General features: G+C 72.8%; 14 protein-coding genes. 6 read left to right on the plus strand and 8 right to left on the minus strand.

The features are described from left to right. Nucleotides 1-206: 206 nt before the first annotated feature. Both E8M80_RS00280 and E8M80_RS00285 read right to left on the minus strand, forming a co-directional pair. Nucleotides 207-1,649 (minus strand): alkaline phosphatase PhoX, encoded by a 1,443-nt coding sequence (locus E8M80_RS00280; protein WP_170979123.1) that lies wholly within the window; start codon nucleotides 1,647-1,649, stop codon nucleotides 207-209. Continuing rightward, a complete protein-coding gene (locus tag E8M80_RS00285) occupies nucleotides 1,646-3,961 on the minus strand; it encodes a molybdopterin-dependent oxidoreductase (protein WP_137123656.1) in 2,316 nt (771 codons plus the stop codon). Before E8M80_RS00285 ends, E8M80_RS00280 begins: the two co-directional genes overlap by 4 nt. 57 nt (nucleotides 3,962-4,018) lie before the next feature. On the opposite strand from E8M80_RS00285, the gene E8M80_RS00290 reads away from it, so the two are divergent. Further along, nucleotides 4,019-4,594 carry a hypothetical protein gene (locus E8M80_RS00290; RefSeq protein WP_137123657.1) on the plus strand — a complete coding sequence of 192 codons (576 nt, stop codon included), beginning with the start codon at nucleotides 4,019-4,021 and terminating at the stop codon, nucleotides 4,592-4,594. 72 nt (nucleotides 4,595-4,666) lie between these two features. Then, a complete protein-coding gene (locus E8M80_RS00295) occupies nucleotides 4,667-6,061 on the plus strand; it encodes an aspartate aminotransferase family protein (RefSeq protein WP_137123658.1) in 1,395 nt (464 codons plus the stop codon). 142 nt (nucleotides 6,062-6,203) lie between these two features. Here E8M80_RS00295 and E8M80_RS00300 read toward each other — a convergent pair whose 3' ends face one another. Next, the gene (locus E8M80_RS00300; protein ID WP_370287114.1) at nucleotides 6,204-7,229 is read right to left on the minus strand and encodes a polyprenyl synthetase family protein; all 1,026 of its coding nucleotides are present in this window, start codon (nucleotides 7,227-7,229) and stop codon (nucleotides 6,204-6,206) included. A gap of 87 nt (nucleotides 7,230-7,316) precedes the next feature. Here E8M80_RS00300 and E8M80_RS00305 point away from each other — a divergent pair, with 87 nt between their 5' ends. Beyond that, complete coding sequence (locus tag E8M80_RS00305; protein WP_137123659.1) at nucleotides 7,317-7,529, plus strand: DUF2007 domain-containing protein; 213 nt, start codon at nucleotides 7,317-7,319, stop codon at nucleotides 7,527-7,529. Further along, on the plus strand, nucleotides 7,526-8,257 hold the full coding sequence (locus E8M80_RS00310; RefSeq protein WP_170979124.1) for a tRNA1(Val) (adenine(37)-N6)-methyltransferase: 732 nt from the start codon (nucleotides 7,526-7,528) through the stop codon (nucleotides 8,255-8,257). Before E8M80_RS00305 ends, E8M80_RS00310 begins: the two co-directional genes overlap by 4 nt. Nucleotides 8,258-8,281: 24 nt before the next feature. On the opposite strand, the gene E8M80_RS00315 is transcribed toward E8M80_RS00310, so the two are convergent. The 5 genes from E8M80_RS00315 to E8M80_RS00335 form a co-directional block, all read right to left on the minus strand. After that, on the minus strand, nucleotides 8,282-8,569 hold the full coding sequence (locus E8M80_RS00315; protein ID WP_137124146.1) for a hypothetical protein: 288 nt from the start codon (nucleotides 8,567-8,569) through the stop codon (nucleotides 8,282-8,284). A gap of 98 nt (nucleotides 8,570-8,667) precedes the next feature. Next, nucleotides 8,668-9,351 carry an SCO family protein gene (locus E8M80_RS00320; RefSeq protein WP_137123660.1) on the minus strand — a complete coding sequence of 228 codons (684 nt, stop codon included), beginning with the start codon at nucleotides 9,349-9,351 and terminating at the stop codon, nucleotides 8,668-8,670. 57 nt (nucleotides 9,352-9,408) lie between these two features. Next, nucleotides 9,409-10,461 (minus strand): ribonucleotide-diphosphate reductase subunit beta, encoded by a 1,053-nt coding sequence (locus E8M80_RS00325; protein WP_137123661.1) that lies wholly within the window; start codon nucleotides 10,459-10,461, stop codon nucleotides 9,409-9,411. A gap of 139 nt (nucleotides 10,462-10,600) precedes the next feature. After that, nucleotides 10,601-11,563, minus strand: a complete 963-nt coding sequence (locus tag E8M80_RS00330; protein WP_137123662.1) for a tripartite tricarboxylate transporter substrate binding protein — start codon at nucleotides 11,561-11,563, stop codon at nucleotides 10,601-10,603. Nucleotides 11,564-11,646: 83 nt separating this feature from the next. Next, complete coding sequence (locus tag E8M80_RS00335) at nucleotides 11,647-14,802, minus strand: AsmA-like C-terminal region-containing protein (protein WP_137123663.1); 3,156 nt, start codon at nucleotides 14,800-14,802, stop codon at nucleotides 11,647-11,649. A gap of 47 nt (nucleotides 14,803-14,849) precedes the next feature. Between E8M80_RS00335 and E8M80_RS00340 the strand changes: the two genes are divergently transcribed. Together E8M80_RS00340 and bcp are read left to right on the plus strand one after the other, a co-directional pair. Next, nucleotides 14,850-17,840 carry a bifunctional [glutamine synthetase] adenylyltransferase/[glutamine synthetase]-adenylyl-L-tyrosine phosphorylase gene (locus tag E8M80_RS00340; RefSeq protein WP_137123664.1) on the plus strand — a complete coding sequence of 997 codons (2,991 nt, stop codon included), beginning with the start codon at nucleotides 14,850-14,852 and terminating at the stop codon, nucleotides 17,838-17,840. Continuing rightward, on the plus strand, nucleotides 17,837-18,304 hold the full coding sequence (gene bcp, locus E8M80_RS00345) for a thioredoxin-dependent thiol peroxidase (protein ID WP_137123665.1): 468 nt from the start codon (nucleotides 17,837-17,839) through the stop codon (nucleotides 18,302-18,304). Before E8M80_RS00340 ends, bcp begins: the two co-directional genes overlap by 4 nt. The last annotated feature ends 41 nt before the right edge of the window (nucleotides 18,305-18,345 follow it).

An 18,345-nucleotide genomic window follows, 5' to 3' on the forward strand; every position in this document is an offset into this window, starting at 1 on the left:
GTCCGTCCATGATGGGCAGGCGCCGGCAGGATGTCCGGCGGCGCCGCGAACATGGCCGCGACCGGACATGTCGAAAACGGGTCCAAGTGTGAAGCTTCTGTGGCGGCGCCCGGAACCCTCCGCGTGCGATGCGGTGGCCGTCACGGCCCGGGACGGTCGCCGGCCGCCCGGATACGCCCCCCCGGAACGGCCCCCAAGCCGATCCTTCAGCGCGACAGCATGACGATCGTGCTGCGCGGCGGCTCGTCCGGCCGCATGTTCGGCCAGCGAGTCGCCGGCTGCGCCCAGGCGGCGCCGGGCGCCGCGCCGGGATGCGCGACCGCGGCGAAGACCGTCCCGTCCGCGGCGGCTGCCGCGCCGCCCATCGCCGCGCCCACCGGCGCGCCATAGAGGAAACCGGGCTGGCCGCGGTCCGGCCCCTCCGTCGGCACGCGGTAGAGCGCCTCGGGCAGCGCGCCGGGACGGGCCCCGCGGTCGGTCGCGAGCAGAAGCGCCCCCTCCCCGTCGAAGCCGAGCGCCGCCGGCGCCCAGGGCCAGGCGGGCGCCGCCGCCGGGGCCGCGCCGCGCCGCGGCGCCTCGGCGGGCGCCTCGCGCCCCACGAGCAGCGTCTCGGCCGCGCCTGTCTCGGCCGCCGCGTCGCCGGCCGCCATGCGCAGGTCGAGCACGCGCCCCGCGCCGTCGTTCAGCGCGACGCAGAGCCGCTGGCGCGTCGGATCGAAGGCGAGGCCCCGCGCGCCGCCCAGCGGCGTCGCCCCCGCGAGCCGCGCCGCGGCGAAGGGGTCGCCCTCGCCCAGCGGGACGAAGCGCAGCGAGGATCCGTCCATCCGCGCCGCCGCCATCCGCCCGGCATCGAGCGCACGCGGCCCCGCCCCGCCATCCGAGACGAAGCGATAGAGAAAGCCGCCCGCGCGCCCGTCGGTCAGCCACACCACCGCCCGCCCGTCCGGCGTGCGCGCCGCGGCGACGTCGACCGCGCCGATGCGGCCGAGCGCCGGATGGCGCACCGGCACCGAGACGGGATCGAGCGCGTCGACCTCGACCACCATGCCGGTTGCCTGGCCGTCGATGGCCGGCAGCCTGGCGCGCCAGGCGGCGGCCCTGCCCTCGGCCAGCAGCAGGCTGCCCCAGGGCGTCGCGCAACCGCCGGTGACGCCCACGATGCCGAGCGCCGGCCCGCCATCCGCGCCGAGGCGGCAGAGCGTCGCCGCCGTCAGGCGTCGGTTCTGGTAGCCGCCGTCGACCACCACCCAGGCTCCGCCGCGCCGCACCAGGTTCAGGATGGTGGCGCCCTGCATGGCGCCCGCCACCTCCGGCTGATCGCGCCCGCCGGGGAAGGCCATGGCGGGATCGACCTCGGGGTGCCCGACCGCCAGCAGCAGGCGCGGCAGCCCGTCATCGGCCGGCGGTGCCGGCAGGACCGCCAGGATGCGGGCATCCCAGCCGAACTGCGCCGCCGCGGCGGCAAGGCTGGGCGCCTCGGGCGTCCAGGCAGGGGCGTCGAAGGTCACGCGATCGCCCCAGCGGACCACCACGCCGCGGGTCCAACCCGGCGCCACCTGGTCGTCCTGGCGGATCGCCAGGGCTTGCGCGCGCAACGCCGGCGCTGCCAGCACCGCCGGGGCGGCAAGCAGCGCGCGGCGTCCGATCACCCCGCGATGTCCTCGATCCGGGGCGGCAGGTGGGCGCGGACGGGGGGAAGGGCCTCGGTCCATTTCTCGACCTCCACCAGGCAGGATTGCGCCGAGGGCCCCTGCCCCAGGCGCGAGGTGCCGATATCGGGCGTCAGAACGTTCGGGTTGCCATGCACGCAGAGGCTGCCAGGCACGCCGGGCTCCAGCGGGTCGAACCAGGCGCCGGTCGCCATCATCGCGACGCCGCGCATCAGGCCGGGATCGGTGCGGAGTCCGCCAAGACACGCCCCACGGTCGTTGAAGACGCGCACGATGTCGCCGGCCTTGAGGCCGCGCGCGGCCGCGTCCTCGGGGTTGAGCGTGATGGGCTCCCGGCCGGCGATCTTGTCGGTCGCGGCGACACGTCCGGGGTCGAGCTGCCCGTGCAGGCGCGTCGCCGGCTGGAAGGACAGCAGGTGCAGCGGGAGGCGCTTTGCGTGGTCGGCGCCGAGCCATTCGCGCGGCGCGATCCAGGCCGGGTGGCCGGGCGCGTCGTCGTAGCCGAAGGACGCCACAGTCTCGCTGAACAGCTCGACCTTGCCGGAGGGCGTGTCGAGCGGGTGTTCCTCCGGGTCGGCGCGGAACTCCGCGAACTGGGTGTATTCGGTGCCGCGCTTCGGCACGTCCGCTTCCCAGTATCCCTGTGACCAGAAGGTGTCGAAGTCGGGCGTGTCGAAGCCGAGGCGTGCGCTGTTCTGGCGCCACTGCTCGAACAGGTGGCGCAGCCACGCTTCCTCGTTGCGCTGTTCGGTGAAGCGGTCGCGGAAGCCGAGTTCCTCGGCGATGTCGGCCAGGATGTCGTGGTCGTTGCGCGCCTGGCCGACCGGGTCGATCGCCTTGTGCATGGCGCGTAGGAAACGGTCGCGGCCGCTGGACGCGATGTCGTTGCGTTCGAGCGTGGTCGTCGCCGGCAGCACGATGTCGGCGTGGCGCGCGAGCGCGTTCCAGTGCTGCTCCTGCACGATGATGGTGTCGGGGCTGGCCCAGGCGCGCAGCAGGCGGTTGAGGTCCTGGTGGTGGTGGAAGGGGTTGCCGCCGGCCCACCAGACGATGCGCGCATCGGGGTAGCGCTGTTCGCGCCCGTTGAAGTGGTAGGCGCCGCCGGGGTTCTCCAGCATCTCGGTCACGCGCGCGACGGGGATGAAGGCGCCGGTCGGATTGCGCGCGGCGGGCATGGCGAAGGACGGCACGTCCTGCCGCGGGTTGCCCATGCCGTTCACGCTGCCGTAGCCGAAGGCGACGCCCTGCCCCGGCTTGCCGATCCTGCCGAGGATCGCGGCGAGCGCCGCCAGCATCCAATAGGGCTGCTCCCCGAAGTCGGCGCGCTGCAGGGACCAGGTGGCGGTCAGCATCGCGGGCGTCCCGGCCAGGTCCAGCGCGAGTTCGCGGATGCGCGCGGCCGGGATGGTGGTGATCGGCGCAGCCCAGTCCGGCGTCTTGGGCGTGCCGTCGCCCTCGCCCAGGATGTAGGCGCGCAGCCGGTCCCAGCCGGTGCAATGCGTGGCGAGGAAGGCACGGTCCTCGCGCCCCTCGGTCACGACGACATGCGCCATCGCCAACAGCAGCGCGGTGTCGGTGCCGGGGCGGATCGGGATCCATTCCGCCTTGCACCACTCCGGCACGTCGGCGCGGTTGGGCGAGACCTGGATGAAGCGCAGCCCCGCCTCGGCGGCGCGGCGGAGGTTGATCTCGTTGGCATGTTCGCCGGCGCCGCCGGAGGTCACGAGCCCGTTGCGCAGCGGCAGCCCACCCAGGCAGAGCATCACCTTCGCGTGACGCATGATGGCCGCCCAGTCGGTGACCTTGCCGAGCAGCACCTCGTTGGTGCCGAGCACATGCGGCAGCAGTGCCTGCGCGGCCGCGTAGGAATAGGCGTTGATCTGCCCCGTATAGCCGCCGCCGAGGCCGAGGAAACGCTGCAGCTGGCTGCGCGCATGGTGGAAGCGCCCGGCCGAGGACCAGCCATAGGACCCGCCGAAGATGCTGGTCGGCCCGTGCTCAGCGCGCACGCGCCGCGTCTCCGCCGCGACCAGCCGCACCGCGCGGTCCCAGGTGACCGGCACGAAGGCATCGCCGCCGCGCAGGTGTCCGCGCCGGCGGCCCTCAAGCCAGCCCTTGCGGACATGGGGGCGGTCGATGCGGCAGGCGGCGTGGACGATGTCCGGCACGCTCTCGATCAGCGTCCCCGGGAAGGGGTCGCGGGCGAAGGGCTGGACGCCGACGACGCGGCCATCCTTCACGATCGCATCGAAGCTACCCCAATGGGCGGCATGGGGCTTGAGTTCGGTCATGGGTATGCTCCGTGCCCGACAAATCTGGCGTGGGTGGGGCGGCGAGACAATCTCCACATGAATCATCGCAAGGACCACCCCATGCCGCGCATCGCCATCCTCTCGCTGACCATCCTGGCCGCGGCGGCCGCGCCGCTCGCGGCCCGGTCGCCCTATGCCGGGCAGCAGGAGCGGCCGATCAAGGCGCTGTCCGCCGAGCAGATCGCGGACCTGCGGGCCGGGCGCGGCATGGGCCTTGCGCTGCCGGCGGAACTCAACGGCTGGCCGGGGCCGATGCATGTGCTGGAACTCGCCGGGCCGCTCGGCCTCGATGCGGCGCAGCGCGCGACGGTGGAGGCGCAGTTCGCCGCGATGCGGGCCGAGGCCGTCGCGGCTGGGGAGGCGGTGATCGCCGCCGAGGCCGCGCTCGATGCGGTCTTCGCCGGCGGGGCGCCGACGGCCGCGCTGATCGGCACGGCGACCGAGGCCGCCGGCCGTGCCCAGGCGGCGCTGCGGGCGGTGCACCTGCGCTACCACCTGGCGACGGCGGCAGCGCTGACGGCGCAGCAGCGCGCGGCATATGCGCGGCTGCGCGGGTATGAGGGCGCATCCGCGCCGCGGCGCCACGACCCGCACCGCCATCATGGCGGATGACCGCAAGGCCCCTTGGGGCCGGTGCCGAACCGGGCCTAGGATGCCGCCGACGCCGCCGAGGAAGCCAAGCCCATGACACCGCCCCGCAATTCGAACGCCGCCCGCGACATCGCGAATGTCCTGCACCCCTACACCGATGCGAAGGCGCATCTCGAGAAGGGGCCGATGGTCATCAGCCGCGGCAAGGGCGTGCGCATCTACGACGACCAGGGCAAGGAATACATCGAGGCGCTGGCCGGCCTCTGGTGCGCCTCGCTCGGCTTCGACAACGAGCGCCTGGTGCAGGCGGCGGCGGCGCAGATGCGCAAGCTGCCCTTCTACCATTCCTTCACCGCCAAGTCGCACGAACCCATGATCGACCTGGCGGAGATGCTGATCGAGCGCGCGCCCGTGCCGATGAGCAAGGTGTTCTTCGCGAATTCCGGCTCGGAAGCGAACGACAGCGCCATCAAGATGGTCTGGTACATGAACAACGCGCTGGGCCGGCCGCAGAAGAAGAAGATCATCGCGCGGATGAAGGGCTACCACGGCATCACGCTGGCCGCGGCCTCGCTCACGGGCCTGCCGGCCAACCACAAGCTGTTCGACCTGCCGCTGCCGGGCTTCCACCACGTCAGCACGCCGCATCACTACCACGGCGCGCATGACGGCGAATCCGAGGAGGATTTCGCGACGCGCCTCGCGCAGGAACTCGATGACACGATCGTGAAGGAAGGCCCGGAGACGGTCGCCGCCTTCTGGGCCGAGCCCGTGCTCGGCGCCGGCGGCGTCATCGTGCCGCCGGCCACCTACTACGAGAAGATCCAGGCGGTGCTGAAGAAGCACGACGTGCTGTTCGTGGCGGATGAGGTGATCTGCGGCTTCGGGCGCACCGGCAACTACTGGGGCAGCCAGACCTTCGGCATCGCGCCCGACATCCTGGTCTGCGCCAAGGCGCTGTCGTCCTCCTACCTGCCGATCTCGGCGGTGATGGTGAACGAGACGGTGTTCCAGGGCATCGCCGAGGGGTCGTCCGCCGTCGGCACCTGGGGCCACGGCTTCACCTATTCCGGCCACCCGGTCGCCGCCGCCGTCGCGATCGAGACGCTGAAGATCTACGACGAGATCAACCTGATCGGGCATGTGCGGGAGGTCGGCCCGCACATGCAGTCCGAACTCCGCCGCCGATTCGCGGACCATCCGCTGGTGGGCGAGGTGCGCGGCGTCGGCATGGTGGCCGCGATCGAACTGGTCGAGGACAAGGCCGCGCGGAAGAACTTCGACCCGGGCCGGAAGGTCGGCCCCCGCCTGTTGAAGCACGGCGAGGAACACGGCGTCATCCTGCGCGCCATGATCAACGACAGCATCGGCTTCTCGCCGCCGCTGATCATCACGAAGGAGGAGGTCAACGAGATGCTCGACCGCGTGGAGAAGGCGCTGGACGGGCTGACCGTGGAACTGCGGCGGGAGAGCATCGCCGCGGTCTGACCAGGCAAGGTCGGGGGAGGAGAACCTCCCCCGAGCCCCCCGCCCTTTTCTGGCACTTGGCGCTGGACCTGGAATGTCGGGCGTCAAATGACAAGGCAGGTTGTGGGGGGGGTGGGGAGAAGTTCCCTTCTCCCCCCGACCTTCAGCGCGCGCGCTCGATGCAGAAATCCACCACCGCGGCGAGCGCCCGCTTCTCGGCGCCATCGGGGAAGGCCGCCAGCGCGGCCAGCGCGCGGTCGCCATAAGCGCGCGCGCGCGCGATGGTGTCGGCCAGCGCGCCATGGCGCTGCATCAGGGCCTGCGCTTCGGCGAGGTCCCCTTCCTCCTGCCCACCGCCTTCCAGCGTGCGGCGCCAGAAGGCGCGTTCCGCGTCCCTGCCCCGCGCGAAGGCGAGCAGCACGGGCAGCGTGATCTTGCCCTCCCGGAAATCGTCGCCGACCGTCTTGCCGAGCGCCGCCTGGTCCGCGCTGTAGTCGAGCGCGTCGTCCACCAACTGGAACGCGACGCCGAGCGCCATGCCGAATTCCCGCAGCCGCGCCTGCTCCGGCTCCGGCCGCCCGGCCACCACGGCGCCGAGCTCCGCCGCCGCCGCGAACAGCGCCGCGGTCTTGCCCTCGATGACGGCCAGGTACTGCGCTTCGGTCGTCGCGGTGTCGTTCTGCGTGATGAGCTGCAGCACTTCGCCTTCCGCGATGGTGGCGGAGGCATCGGACAGGATCCGCATCACCTCGATCGAGCCGTCCGAGACCATCAGCTGGAAGGCGCGGGAGAACAGGAAATCCCCCACCAGCACCGAGGCATTGTTGCCGAACAGCGCATTGGCCGAGGCCTGGCCGCGACGCAGCGCACTCTCGTCCACCACGTCGTCGTGCAGCAGCGTCGCGGTGTGGATGAATTCGACGCATGCGGCCAGCGTCGCGTGCCGTTCGCCGCGGTAGCCGCACATGCGCGCGGCGGCCAGCGTCAGCAGCGGCCGCAGGCGCTTGCCGCCGGCCGAGACGATATGCGCGGCGACCTGCGGGATCAGCGCGACGTCGCTCTGCATATTGCGCAGGATGATCCGGTTGCAGGCCTCAAGGTCGGCCTGCGTCAGCCTCGTCAGCGTGGTCAGCGCGTCCTCCCCCCGCGGCGCCGGCGGGGCGACGAGCGGCGGTGCGGTTGCGCTCACCCTTGCTCTTCCTTCGATGCGGCGGGCACCATAGTCATCGGCCGGCACAGCGGCAAGCACCGGAAAACCAAGGGATTCCCACTTGCGATGCGGGTGATCGCCACCACCACGGACCCGGTCCGCCTATCCTTCCTGCGGGCGCTCCTCGCCGATGCGGGCATCGAGACGATCGTGCTCGACGCGCATATCAGCGCCGTCGAGGGCGGCATCGGCGCCTTCCCGCGCCGCCTCGCGGTGCTGGCGGAGGACGAGCATCGCGCCCGCGCCATTCTGGCCGAGGCGGGCGAGGAGACCGCGTGAGCGGAACCAGCGAGGACCGGCTGCTTGGCGGGCGGGTTCTCCTGCGCCAGCCCGTGCAGGGATTTCGCGCGGGGCTCGATGCGGTGCTTCTCGCGGCCTTCGTCCCTGCGCGGCCGGGCCAGCGCGTGGTCGAGGCAGGCTGCGGCAGCGGCGCCGCCTTCCTCTGCCTCGCCGCACGGGTGCCGGGCCTCCGCATCGCCGCGGTCGAGCGCGAGCCGGCCATGGCCGCGCTGGCGCGCGCCAATGCCGCGCTGAACGGCGTGGCGGCCGAGGTGACGGAAGCGAACATCGCGGATCGCGCCATCGCGCGCAGCCTGGCGCCGTTCGATCACGCTTTCGCGAACCCGCCCTATTGGCCGGGCGGCACGGCGCCGCCTGGCGCCAGCCGTCGCGCCGCCACGCACGAGTCAGGCGCCGGCCTCGATGCCTGGGCGCGCTTCCTGACGGATGCGCTGAAGCCCGGCGGCACCGCGAGCCTCGTGCTGCCCGCCGCCCGCTTCGATGCGGGCATCGCTGCGCTGCGCGGCGCGGGCTGCGGGTCGGTCGCCCTGCTGCCGCTGGCCCCGCGCGCCGGCCGCGCCGCGAAGCGCGTGCTGGTCATGGCGAGGCGCGGCGGCCGCGGCCCGGCGCGCCTACTGCCGCCCTTCGTCCTTCATCACGCGGATGGCGGCTTCACGCCGGAGGCCGAAGCGGTCCTCCGCGACGCGGCCGCGATCACGATCGCCTGAGCGCCCGCGCGAGGCTGCCTGAGCCTACTGGTCCTTCACTTCGGGATGGCGGAGCAGCCAGAGCCGCTCATGCGCCGCGACTAGGCTCTCGAGGTTCTTGCGACGATTGGTGTCCGGCGATGCGGAACGGCGCGTCAGCATCATCTCGAGGATGCGGAGAAGTTCTTCCGCCACCTCGAAATCGCCCTGGTCGCAGGCGTGGTGGAAGGCGATGAGGATCTTGTCCGACAGACGGCGGGTATGACGCGGCGCCGGCGCTGCGCCGCGCACCGCATCGAGGCCCGAACGGCCCTCATCCTCGTCCACAGCCATGCCACCCCCAACGGTCACGACCGGGTATATCCCTACAGGGCACCGCGGTCGCGACAAACAATGATACCGTTTTGGTTGTGGTTGCGGAACCCCGGCGCTCAGAACGCGCGAAGTTGTGCAGTCGTCGCCGACGCGATCGCCTCGGGCGAGGTCTCGGGCCTAAACAGGCTGCGTACGCGCCCATCGGGGCCGACGAGGTAGATGAATGAGGAATGATCCATCAGGTAATCGGTCGAGTCGCGCGGCCGGACCTTCGCGTAATACACGCGGTACGCGCGCGCGGCCTGCGCAATTTGGTCGGCGGTACCCGTAAGCCCGACGAGGCGCGGATGAAAACGTGACACGTAGTCCGCCATGGCTTCCGGCGTGTCACGCTCCGGGTCGACGGTGATGAAGACCGGCGTCACGCGATCCGCACCCTGCCCCATCGCGTCGAGCGCGGCTGCGATGGTGCCGAGTTCGGTCGGGCAGACATCCGGGCAATACGTGAAGCCGAAATAGACCAGCAGCGCGCGGCCGGCGAAGTCGCGTTCGGTGACGGTGCGACCGGTGTGGTCCACGAGCGTGAAGGGGCCGCCGAGCGACACCCCCTGCGCGAGTTGCACGCCGCCCGCCGAGGGCGCCGGCATATCGAGGCCGGTGAGGCCGGTGAGGCCGGCGACCCGGCGCAGGAAGGCATCGGCGAGGGATTCGCCAGGCGCGCGCCCGAACCAGGCGAAGCCCCAGACGGTGCCGAGCAGCAGCACGAGGGCAAGGGCGGCGAGGCGGATGGCGCGGAGCATGATGCGGCGCAGATAGGCCGTGGGACGCGGGGCGCGCAAGGGCGCCCCGCGTAACCGTCAGTGACGCACGCCCTCGATCTCGCCGCGCGGCTGCGGCGTCGAGAAGACGTTGTCGGAGAAGGCTTCCTCCCACGTCCCGCCGGTGCTCGCCTTCGAGTACTCGGTCGCGCGGTTCTCGAAGAAGTTCGTGTGCTCGACCGCGTTCAGCATCTCGTCCAGCCAGGGGATCGGGTTCTTCTCGATGTGATAGAGCGGCTCGAGGCCGAGCTGCTGCAGGCGGCGGTCCGCGATGAAGCGGATGTACTTCTTGGTGTCCTCGGCATCGAGGCCCTGCACGCCGCCGAGCTCGAAGGCGAGGTCGATGAAGGCGTCCTCGTGGTCCACGATGGTTGCGCAGATCAGATAGAGGTCGCGCTTCAATTCCTCGGTCCAGATCTCCGGGTTTTCCTGCACGAAGGTGCGGAACAGGCGGATGACGCTGAGGCAGTGCAGCGTCTCGTCGCGCACCGACCACGACACGATCTGCCCCATGCCCTTCATCTTGTTGAAGCGCGGGAAGTTCATGAGGATCGCGAAGGAGGCGAAGAGCTGCAGGCCTTCCGTGAAGGCGCCGAAGGCGGCGAGCGTCTTGGCGATCTCGGTCTTCGATTCGACCGAGAAGGTCTGCATGTAGTCGTACTTGTCCTTCATCTCCTTGTACTTCAGGAACGCCGTGTACTCGATTTCCGGCATGCCGATGGTGTCAAGAAGATGGGAATAGGCCGCGATGTGCACCGTCTCGATGTTGGAGAATGCCGACAGCATCATAAGCACTTCTGTAGGCTTGAACACCTGGGAGTAGTGCTTCATGTAGCAGTTGTTCACCTCGACATCGGCCTGGGTGAAGAAGCGGAAGATCTGCGTCAGCAGATTGCGCTCGGCCTCGGTCAGGGTCTTCTGCCAGTCCTTCACATCGTCCGCGAGGGGCACTTCCTCGGGCAGCCAGTGGATGCGCTGCTGCTGCAGCCACGCCTCATAGGCCCAGGGATAGCGGAACGGCTTGTAGACCGGGTTGGAGGTGAGAAGGTCGAACTTCACCGGAAGCTCGTCGGTCGCGATTCCATCGGCCATGGTACCCATCCCCAAGTGTGCTGCGCTGCGCGCGACACTACCACAATTGGTGGGCGCGGCAACGATGTGCCGCTACATCTTGTGGATTGCGGGGAAAACGCAAGGCGCCGCGGCGGGCGGCCGCAGCGCCCTGCGCGCCTCAGCCGGCCGTCACGCCGGCAATCCGCGCCATCTCGCGGTTCTCCTCGATCTCGCGCGTGATGCGCCGGAGGAATTCCGCCTGCCCCTCGGCGATGATGAGGCCGCCCGTGTCGCGGATGCGCTCGGCCATGGCGGGCTCGCGCATCAGCGCCACCGTGTCGCGCTCGACACGCTGCACCACCTCGGCCGGCAGGCCCTTCGGGCCGATGAAGCCGTACCAGGGGCTGGTATCGGGGATCTCGAGCCCGACCTCGGCCAGCGTCGGCACGCCGTCCAGCACCTCCGCGCGCTGCGGCCCGCCCACCGCGATCGCGCGGATCTGCCCCTGGCGCTGCAGCCCGATCGCCCCCGAAAGCGTGCTGAAGGTCGCCGGCACGCGGCCCGAGACCACTTCCTGCAGGGCCGGCGCGGCACCGCGGAAGGCCACGTGCGTCACCTCGATCCCGGCCTTGCGCCGGAACATCTCGAGCGCGAAGTGACCCGAGGACCCGTTGCCCGACGACGCGAAGGCGACCCCGGGCTCGCGCTTCGCGGCCGCGACCAGGTCCTGCACCGTGCGCCAGGGCGCCTGCCGGCTGACGAACAGCACGGTGGGCGAGCCGTAGAGCACCGAGATCGGCGTGAAGTCGGCCACCGTGTCGTAGGGCAGGCGCTGCTGGACGGCGACGTTGCTGGTGTGGGTGCTGGCGGCCAGCAGCAGCGTGTAGCCATCCGGCGCGGCGCGCGCGACCGCCTCGCTGGCGATGATCTGGCTCGCGCCGGGCCGGTTCTCGATCACCACTGCCTGGCCCCAGAGCCGCTGCAGCGGTTCCTGCAGCAGCCGCCCGACCAGGTCGGTCGGCCCGCCCGCCGGATAGCCGATGATGACGCGGACCGGCCGTTCGGGCCAGCCTGCGGCGCGGACGGCGGGTGCGGCAAGCAGCCCCGCCCCGGCAAGGGCGAGCGTACGACGGCTGATCATGTGGTGGTCCTCCCTGTCGACCGGCACGGTGTTCCGCGCTCGGCGCCAAGGCTAGACGGAGGATGCGGGCGCCGTCGATGCCCCTACCGCCGCTCGTCCGCCGCCGGCGCATCCTGCCCGAGGCCGAAGATGCCGCGCAGGAACCCCGGCGTCAGCGCCGCCAGCGGGTTGACCGAGACCGTCGGGTCGGACAGCGGGCCGCGCATCCGGTAGGTCGCCGCGAAAAGCCCGCCGCCGGCCTCCGGGCTGAACACACGGCCGAGCAGCGGGATGCGCCCGAGCAGCGAATTGAACACGTAGGCCGGCACGATCGTCCCCTCCATGTCGATCGTCTCCCGCCGCCGGTCGATCCGCCCCTTCGCCGTGATGCCGAGCGAGACCGAGAAGGCCCGCGCATCGTCGAGCACCAGCGCGCCGGGCGTCAGGACGAAGGGGGCGGTCAGGCTCGCGAAGGACAGGCCGCGCTGGTCGAGCGCCTCGAAGACGCCGAAGACCGTCATCGCCTGCAGCAGCTTGGCCAGCGCCGGCGCCTCGCGCACCGCGAAGTCCTCGAGTTCCGCGCTGCCCGCCAGCGGCGCGCCCGGCCGCGCATGCGCATAGGCCGCATCCACGCTGAGCCGCCCGCCCTGCACCGTCCGCAGCACGCCGAAGGCGCGCAGCAGCGCGCCGCCGTCGTCGCTGGTAAGCCTGAGACGCCGCCGCGCGCCCTCGGGTGTGATGCGCATCGCGAAGACGCCGCCGCCCGCCACGCGGCCGGACATCGTCGCCTGCTGCACGACGCCCGCGCCATCGACCCGCGCCTCGGCCACGACGCCGGTCAGGGCGCGGTCGTCCCGCAGCAGCACGCGGTCGAAGCGCGCATCGACCGACGCGCCGGGCGCCGCGCCGCCGGGCCCATCGGCCGCGTCCCCCGTCGGCGCCGCCAGGGCCGGCCCGAGGTCGAGCACCGGCCCCCGCAGCGCCATCCGCCATTGCGCGCCGCGCCCCTGCGGCGGGAAGAATTCCCCGGTGAACCGGCTGCGGCCGAGGTTGCCCTGCGTCACCTCGATCCGGCGCGGCAGGTTGTCCTGCACGTCGCCCGCGACCCCGCGCAGCAGCGCGTCGGGTGCGGTGATGCGAATGCCCTCGATGCCGCGCAGCCGGCCGTTCTGCATCAGCAGCAGCGCCTCCCCGTTCGCGGCGACGCCGGGCGGCTTCGACCAGGCGAGCGGCTCGACCGCGAGCCGCGCGGCGGTGAGGTCGGCGCGCAGCGCGACCCGCGCCTGGCCGTTGCGCCGCGTCTCGCTGCGGATGTCGAGGCCGACCGGCCCCTCCACGAGCGGCCGCGGGTCGAGGCCGAGGGCGGCCAACTGCTGCGCTTCGGCGCGCCCCGTGACAGTCTCGCGCGCCACCACCTGGCCGGCCGGCCCGGCGCGAAAATCCGCTTCCTGGCGGATGCGGAGCGGGATGCCGGCAAGCGTCGCCGTGCCCGTCACGCGCAGCCCCTCGGTGTCGGCACTGAACTCGAAGGCGCCGCGTTCCAGCGTGCGGCCGAGCAGCGCGCGTGGCACGCGCACCTCCGTGCTGCGCCCGGTGGCGGAGATCACGAGCCGCTCGACCGGCAGGTCGGCGATCAGCGGGAAGGCAATGCTGAGGCGCGCCTCGCGCAGCGTGCCGTCCAGCCGCTCGACCGGCGGCGGGCGGCGGCTGAACAGCCCGAGCCGCGGGTGGCGCAGCAGCGTCCAGGCCTCGGGCAGCGGTCCCGCCACCACGATCTCCATCTCCGCCGTCTCGGGCTCGGCCGCGAGGTCGAAGCGGATGCGCGCTTCCTGCACCGCGATCCGCGTGCCCCCCTGGCGGGCCTCGCCCACGTTGATCTCGATGGCGTCGCGCGTGAAGCGCGCGGTGCCGTGCGCGCCCTCGGCCGGCGGGATCGGACGGAGCCAGTGGACCGTCGCGTCCTCTGCCGTCGCCTCGCCCTCGAAGGTGTCGAGCACGACATCCCCCGCGGCCGCGTCGCCGCTCAGCGCGATGCGCCAGGTGCCGTCGCGCGCCGTGCCCTGCGTGACATTCTCCACCATCCAGACGCGCGCGCCGCTGGCGATCCCCGCCGGCCAGTAGTGGCCGAGATCCGCGAGCGAGAGGCGGTCGAGCGTGACCGACGCCTCGGCCCGCCAGCGCGGCCCGTCGCGCCGCAACGTCGCCGTGGCGCCGATGACCGGCGGCACGGCGGCGCTGCCGCGCGGCCCGGCCGGGCGCAGCACCGCGCGGTCGAGGCGAAGGACGCCTTCGGCCAGCGTGGCCTCGGCGAACAGCCCCGCCAGCGGCAGGCGTCCGTGCCGGCCCATGTCGATCGCGCCCGCGCCGACATCGAGCCGAAGCCGCCCGGCCGAGGGGATGTCCAGCCCCTGCAGCCGCACGACCAGCGCCGCCGAGGCCTCGGCGTCCACGGCCGCGAGCGGCGCCAGCAGCGGCGCAGCGCGCGCGAGCGCCGCCGGGCGCACCTCGGGCAGCGCGAGCGCCACCTCGCCCTGCTGCGTCGCGCCGTCGATCGTGCCGTCGATGCGCAGCGCCACCCGCTCCCCGCCGAGCCGCACCGCGCCGAAGCCGCCGAGGTCGAGCCCGCCGCCCTCCCGCCGCGTGAGCGACAGGCGGGCGATGTCGGCGGACCAGGCGCGGCCAAGCTGCGCGTCCGCGACATCGAGCCGGGCATCGAGCAGGCGGACCCGCCGCAGCGCCGCAAGCGGCGTCGCCTCCGAGGGCGGGCGCATGAGCTCTGCCAGCATCGGCAGCAGCGCCGCCGCGCCGCCCTCCGCGCCCTCGGCCGCCGCATCCTCGCCCGGCGCGCCGAGGTCGAGGTGGAAGGCCCCCTCCCCGGTCCGGTAGGCCCTGAGCGCGAGGCCGCGCATCTCGAGCGCCCGGGGCGCCACATGGCCGCGGAACAGCCAGGCGAGCGAGAGCGACAGCGCCGCATCCGGCAGGTCCGCGCGCACACTGCCATCCGCCTCGACCAGGCGGGCCCGGTGGAGCGTGAGCTCGAGCGGCGAGCGGTGCCCTTCCCGCCAGCCGGCCCAGGCGAGGGTCGCGGCGCCGATCTCGAGGCGCGCCGGCCGCCCGCCGGCATTGATCGATCGCTCGACCTGCCGTGCCAGCCAGGCCACCTCGAGCGGCCCCTGCTCGAGCCGCCAGGCGAGTGCGCCTATGCCGATCGCCACCAGCACGACCGCGGCGATGCCAAGCCGCAGCAGGCGGTCGAGCATGCGTCCGGCTTGACCCGCCATCCGCCTCACCGCTTCCCTGCCCCCCCATGACAGCCCGCCTGGACCCGGAGCGCCTGCCCCGCCCCTTCGACGCCGCCGCGGCGGCGATCGCGGCCGAACGCTTCGCCGAAGCCGGCGAGGCCGAGCGAGCCTTCGCCGCCGCGCCGGCCGGCGCCGCGCTCCTGGCGGCGCTGGGCGGTCACAGCCCCTACCTCGCGGAACTCGCGGTCCGGGAATCGGCTGCCCTTCTGCTGCTGGCCGAAGACGGGCCGGACGAGGCCTTCGAGCGCGCCATCGCCCCGCTCGGCGCGGTGGACCCCGCGACGACGCGCCCGGCGCTGGCCGCGCTGCTGCGCCGGGCCAAGCGGCAGGGGGCGCTGGCCGCCGCCGTCGCCGACATCGCCGGACTCTGGCCGCTGGAGCGCGTGACCGGGGCCATCTCGGACCTCGCGGAGGCCGCGATCGACGCCGCCTGCGCCCACCTGCTGCGCGACGCCGCGGCGCGGGGCGAGCTCAGGCTTACCGGCGCGCAACGGGCGGAACCGCGGCTGGTCGGCCGCAATTCCGGCCTCGTCGTGCTCGGCATGGGCAAGCTCGGCGGGCGGGAACTCAACTATTCGTCCGATGTCGACCTCATGGTGCTCTTCGAGCCCGAGACGGCAGCCTATCACGCGGACCGCGCCCAGGCGGTCCATGTCCGCATCGCCCGCGACCTCGTGCGCCTGCTCGAGGAACGGACGGCGGATGGGTATGTCTTCCGCACCGACCTGCGGTTGCGCCCGGACCCGGCCGCGACGCCGCTCGCCGTCTCGGTGCCGGCGGCGATCACCTATTACGAGAGCATGGGCCAGAACTGGGAACGCGCGGCCATGATCAAGGCGCGCCCAGTGGCCGGGGATCGCGCGGCCGGCGAAGCCTTCCTGCGGGAGATCCGCCCCTTCGTCTGGCGCCGGCATCTCGACTTCGCGGCGGTGGCCGACATCCATTCCATCAAGCGCCAGATCCACGCGCACAAGGGCGCGAAGGGGGCGGGTGCAACCATCGCGGTCGAGGGCCATGACGTGAAGCTCGGCCGCGGCGGCATCCGGGAGATCGAGTTCACCGCCCAGGTGCTGCAGCTGATCTGGGGCGGGCGCGACCCGGGGCTGCGCGACCCGACCACGATCGGCGCGCTGGGTGCGCTGGCCGCCGCCGGCAAGATCGACCCGCGCGCGGTGCGCGACCTGTCGGAGGCCTATGTGTTCCTCCGCAACCTCGAGCATCGGCTGCAGATGGTGGACGACCGCCAGACCCACCGGATGCCGGAGGACGCGGCCGGCGTCGCGCGCATCGCCTCCTTCCTCGGCTTCCCGGACGATGCCGCCTTCCGCCGCGCCTTCACCGGCCACATGGCGAAGGTCGAGCGCCACTACGGCCGCATGTTCGAGGCCGAGCCGACCCTGGCCTCGGAGGAGGTGCGCGGCAGCCTGGTCTTCACCGGCGTCGAGGACGACCCCGCCACCCTCGCGACGCTGCGCGCGATGGGCTACGGGAACCCGTCCGGCGTCGCGGCCATGGTGCGCGGCTGGCACCACGGCCATGCCCGCGCAATCCGCAGCGAACGGGCGCGCGAGTTGCTGACCGCCCTTATGCCCGCGCTGCTGGCAGCCTTCGCGAAGCAGCGCGACCCGGACCAAGCGCTTGCGCGCCTCGATGGCGTCTTCGGGCGCCTCGCCGCCGGGGTCCAGGTGCTGAGCCTGCTCGAACGCAACCCGGCGCTGCTCGGGCGGCTCGCCGGCATCCTCGGCGCGGCGCCGCAACTGGCCGACCACCTGGCGCGCCACACCGCCGCGCTGGAGGGCCTGCTGCTCGGCGCCGACGGCGAGGTCGGCAGCGCGGCCGCCACCCTGCCGGGCCAGCTGGCCGATGCCCGCCACTTCGAGGAGGCGCTGGAGGCCGCCCGGCGCCTGGTCCAGGAAGGCAAGTTCGAGATCGACGCCGCGGCGCTGGAAGGCGCGCTCGACATCGACGCGGCCGGCGAGGCGCGCTCTGGCCTGGCCGACGCCGCGATTTCCTCCCTGATGCCCCATGTCGCGGCTGCCTTCGCGGAGCGGCACGGCAAGGTCAAGGGGGGCGCGCTGGCGGTGGTGGCGCTCGGCAAGCTCGGCGGGCGGGAGATGCTGCCCGGCTCGGACCTCGACCTGCTGCTGATCTACGACCACGCAGCCGGGGCCGAGATGAGCGCGGGCCGGGCGCGACGGGGCATGCCGGCCATCCGCCCGCTGCCCGTCAGCCAGTATTTCGCGCGCCTTGCGCACCAGGTGATCGGCGCCATCACCGCGCCGGGCGCCGAGGGCCGGCTCTATGACGTGGACATGCGGCTGCGCCCCTCGGGCTCGAAGGGCCCGGTCGCGGTCTCGCTCGCCGCCTTCCGGCGCTACCATGCGGAGGAAGCCTGGACCTGGGAACGGATGGCGCTGACGCGCGCGCGCGTCGTCGCCGCGCCGCCGGCGCTGCGCCGCAAGGTGGAAGCCGCGATCCGGGACGCGCTGCTGCGCCCCGACGCGGCGGAGAAGGCCATCCCCGACGCCGTCGCGATGCGCGCGCGCATGCTGCGCGACCTGCCGCCAGACGGCCCCTGGGACGTGAAGCTCGGCCGCGGCGGGCTGGTCGAGGTGGAGTTCGTCGCGCAGGCGCTGCAACTGGTGGAGGCCCGGCGCCATCCGGGCGTGCTGGCGACGACGACGCGCATCGCGCTCGCGCGCCTGGCCGACGCCGGCGCGCTGGACGCGGAGGAGGCCCGGGCGCTGATCGCCGCCGAACGCCTCTGGCGCACCGTGAGCGGCCTGCTGCGCCTGACCGTCGGCCGCTGGCGGGAGGAACCGCTGCCCGAGAGCGTCACGGCCGCGCTGCTCAACGCCTGCCGGCGGCTGGCGCCGCAGGAAGCGCCGGTTGACCTCCCCGCCCTCCAGGCACAGATGGCGGCACGGGCAAATGAGGTCCGCGCGGTGTTCGAGCGGCGCCTCGGTCGGCCCGAAACCAGCGGGGATCGCGCATGACGGAACTGGCCGAGGGCAAGAAGGCGCCTGCCTTCAAAATGGCTGCGAGTGGCGGGCGGGAGGTGTCCTCCGCCGCGCTCAAGGGCAAGCCCTACCTGATCTATTTCTATCCCAAGGCGGATACGCCGGGCTGCACCAAGCAGGCCTGCGGCGTGCAGGAGGCGCTGCCGCAGCTCGGCAAGGTCGGCATCGAGGTGATCGGCGTGAGCCCCGACGCGATGCCGCCGATCGAGAAGTTCGCGAAGAAGTACGGCCTCGAGTTCCCGCTCGCGTCGGATGCGGACCACAAGGTGGCCGAGGCGTTCGGCGTCTGGGTCGAGAAGTCCATGTACGGCAAGACCTACATGGGGATGGAACGGTCGTCCTTCCTGGTCGGCGCGGACGGCAAGATCGCGAGGATCTGGCGCAAGGTGAAGCCCGACCAGCACGCGGCGCAGGTGCTGGAGGCGGCGGCCGCGCTGTAGCGCGCGCACACGGGGCCGTCCGTCGCGGGGCGGCCCTGCTG

This window comes from Roseomonas sp. HF4 (genome assembly GCF_005222755.1).
In the GTDB taxonomy this organism is placed as follows: Bacteria; Pseudomonadota; Alphaproteobacteria; order Acetobacterales; family Acetobacteraceae; genus Neoroseomonas.

What these genes read in the sequence shown, in the direction of transcription:
- E8M80_RS00285 (WP_137123656.1), bottom strand. Translation starts at nt 3,961, where the DNA reads ATGACCGAACTCAAGCCCCATGCCGCCCATTGGGGTAGCTTCGATGCG.
- E8M80_RS00290 (WP_137123657.1), top strand. Translation starts at nt 4,019, where the DNA reads ATGAATCATCGCAAGGACCACCCCATGCCGCGCATCGCCATCCTCTCG.
- E8M80_RS00295 (WP_137123658.1), top strand. Translation starts at nt 4,667, where the DNA reads ATGACACCGCCCCGCAATTCGAACGCCGCCCGCGACATCGCGAATGTC.
- E8M80_RS00305 (WP_137123659.1), top strand. Translation starts at nt 7,317, where the DNA reads ATGCGGGTGATCGCCACCACCACGGACCCGGTCCGCCTATCCTTCCTG.
- E8M80_RS00315 (WP_137124146.1), bottom strand. Translation starts at nt 8,569, where the DNA reads ATGGCTGTGGACGAGGATGAGGGCCGTTCGGGCCTCGATGCGGTGCGC.
- E8M80_RS00320 (WP_137123660.1), bottom strand. Translation starts at nt 9,351, where the DNA reads ATGCTCCGCGCCATCCGCCTCGCCGCCCTTGCCCTCGTGCTGCTGCTC.
- E8M80_RS00325 (WP_137123661.1), bottom strand. Translation starts at nt 10,461, where the DNA reads ATGGCCGATGGAATCGCGACCGACGAGCTTCCGGTGAAGTTCGACCTT.
- E8M80_RS00330 (WP_137123662.1), bottom strand. Translation starts at nt 11,563, where the DNA reads ATGATCAGCCGTCGTACGCTCGCCCTTGCCGGGGCGGGGCTGCTTGCC.
- E8M80_RS00335 (WP_137123663.1), bottom strand. Translation starts at nt 14,802, where the DNA reads ATGCTCGACCGCCTGCTGCGGCTTGGCATCGCCGCGGTCGTGCTGGTG.
- E8M80_RS00340 (WP_137123664.1), top strand. Translation starts at nt 14,850, where the DNA reads ATGACAGCCCGCCTGGACCCGGAGCGCCTGCCCCGCCCCTTCGACGCC.
- bcp (WP_137123665.1), top strand. Translation starts at nt 17,837, where the DNA reads ATGACGGAACTGGCCGAGGGCAAGAAGGCGCCTGCCTTCAAAATGGCT.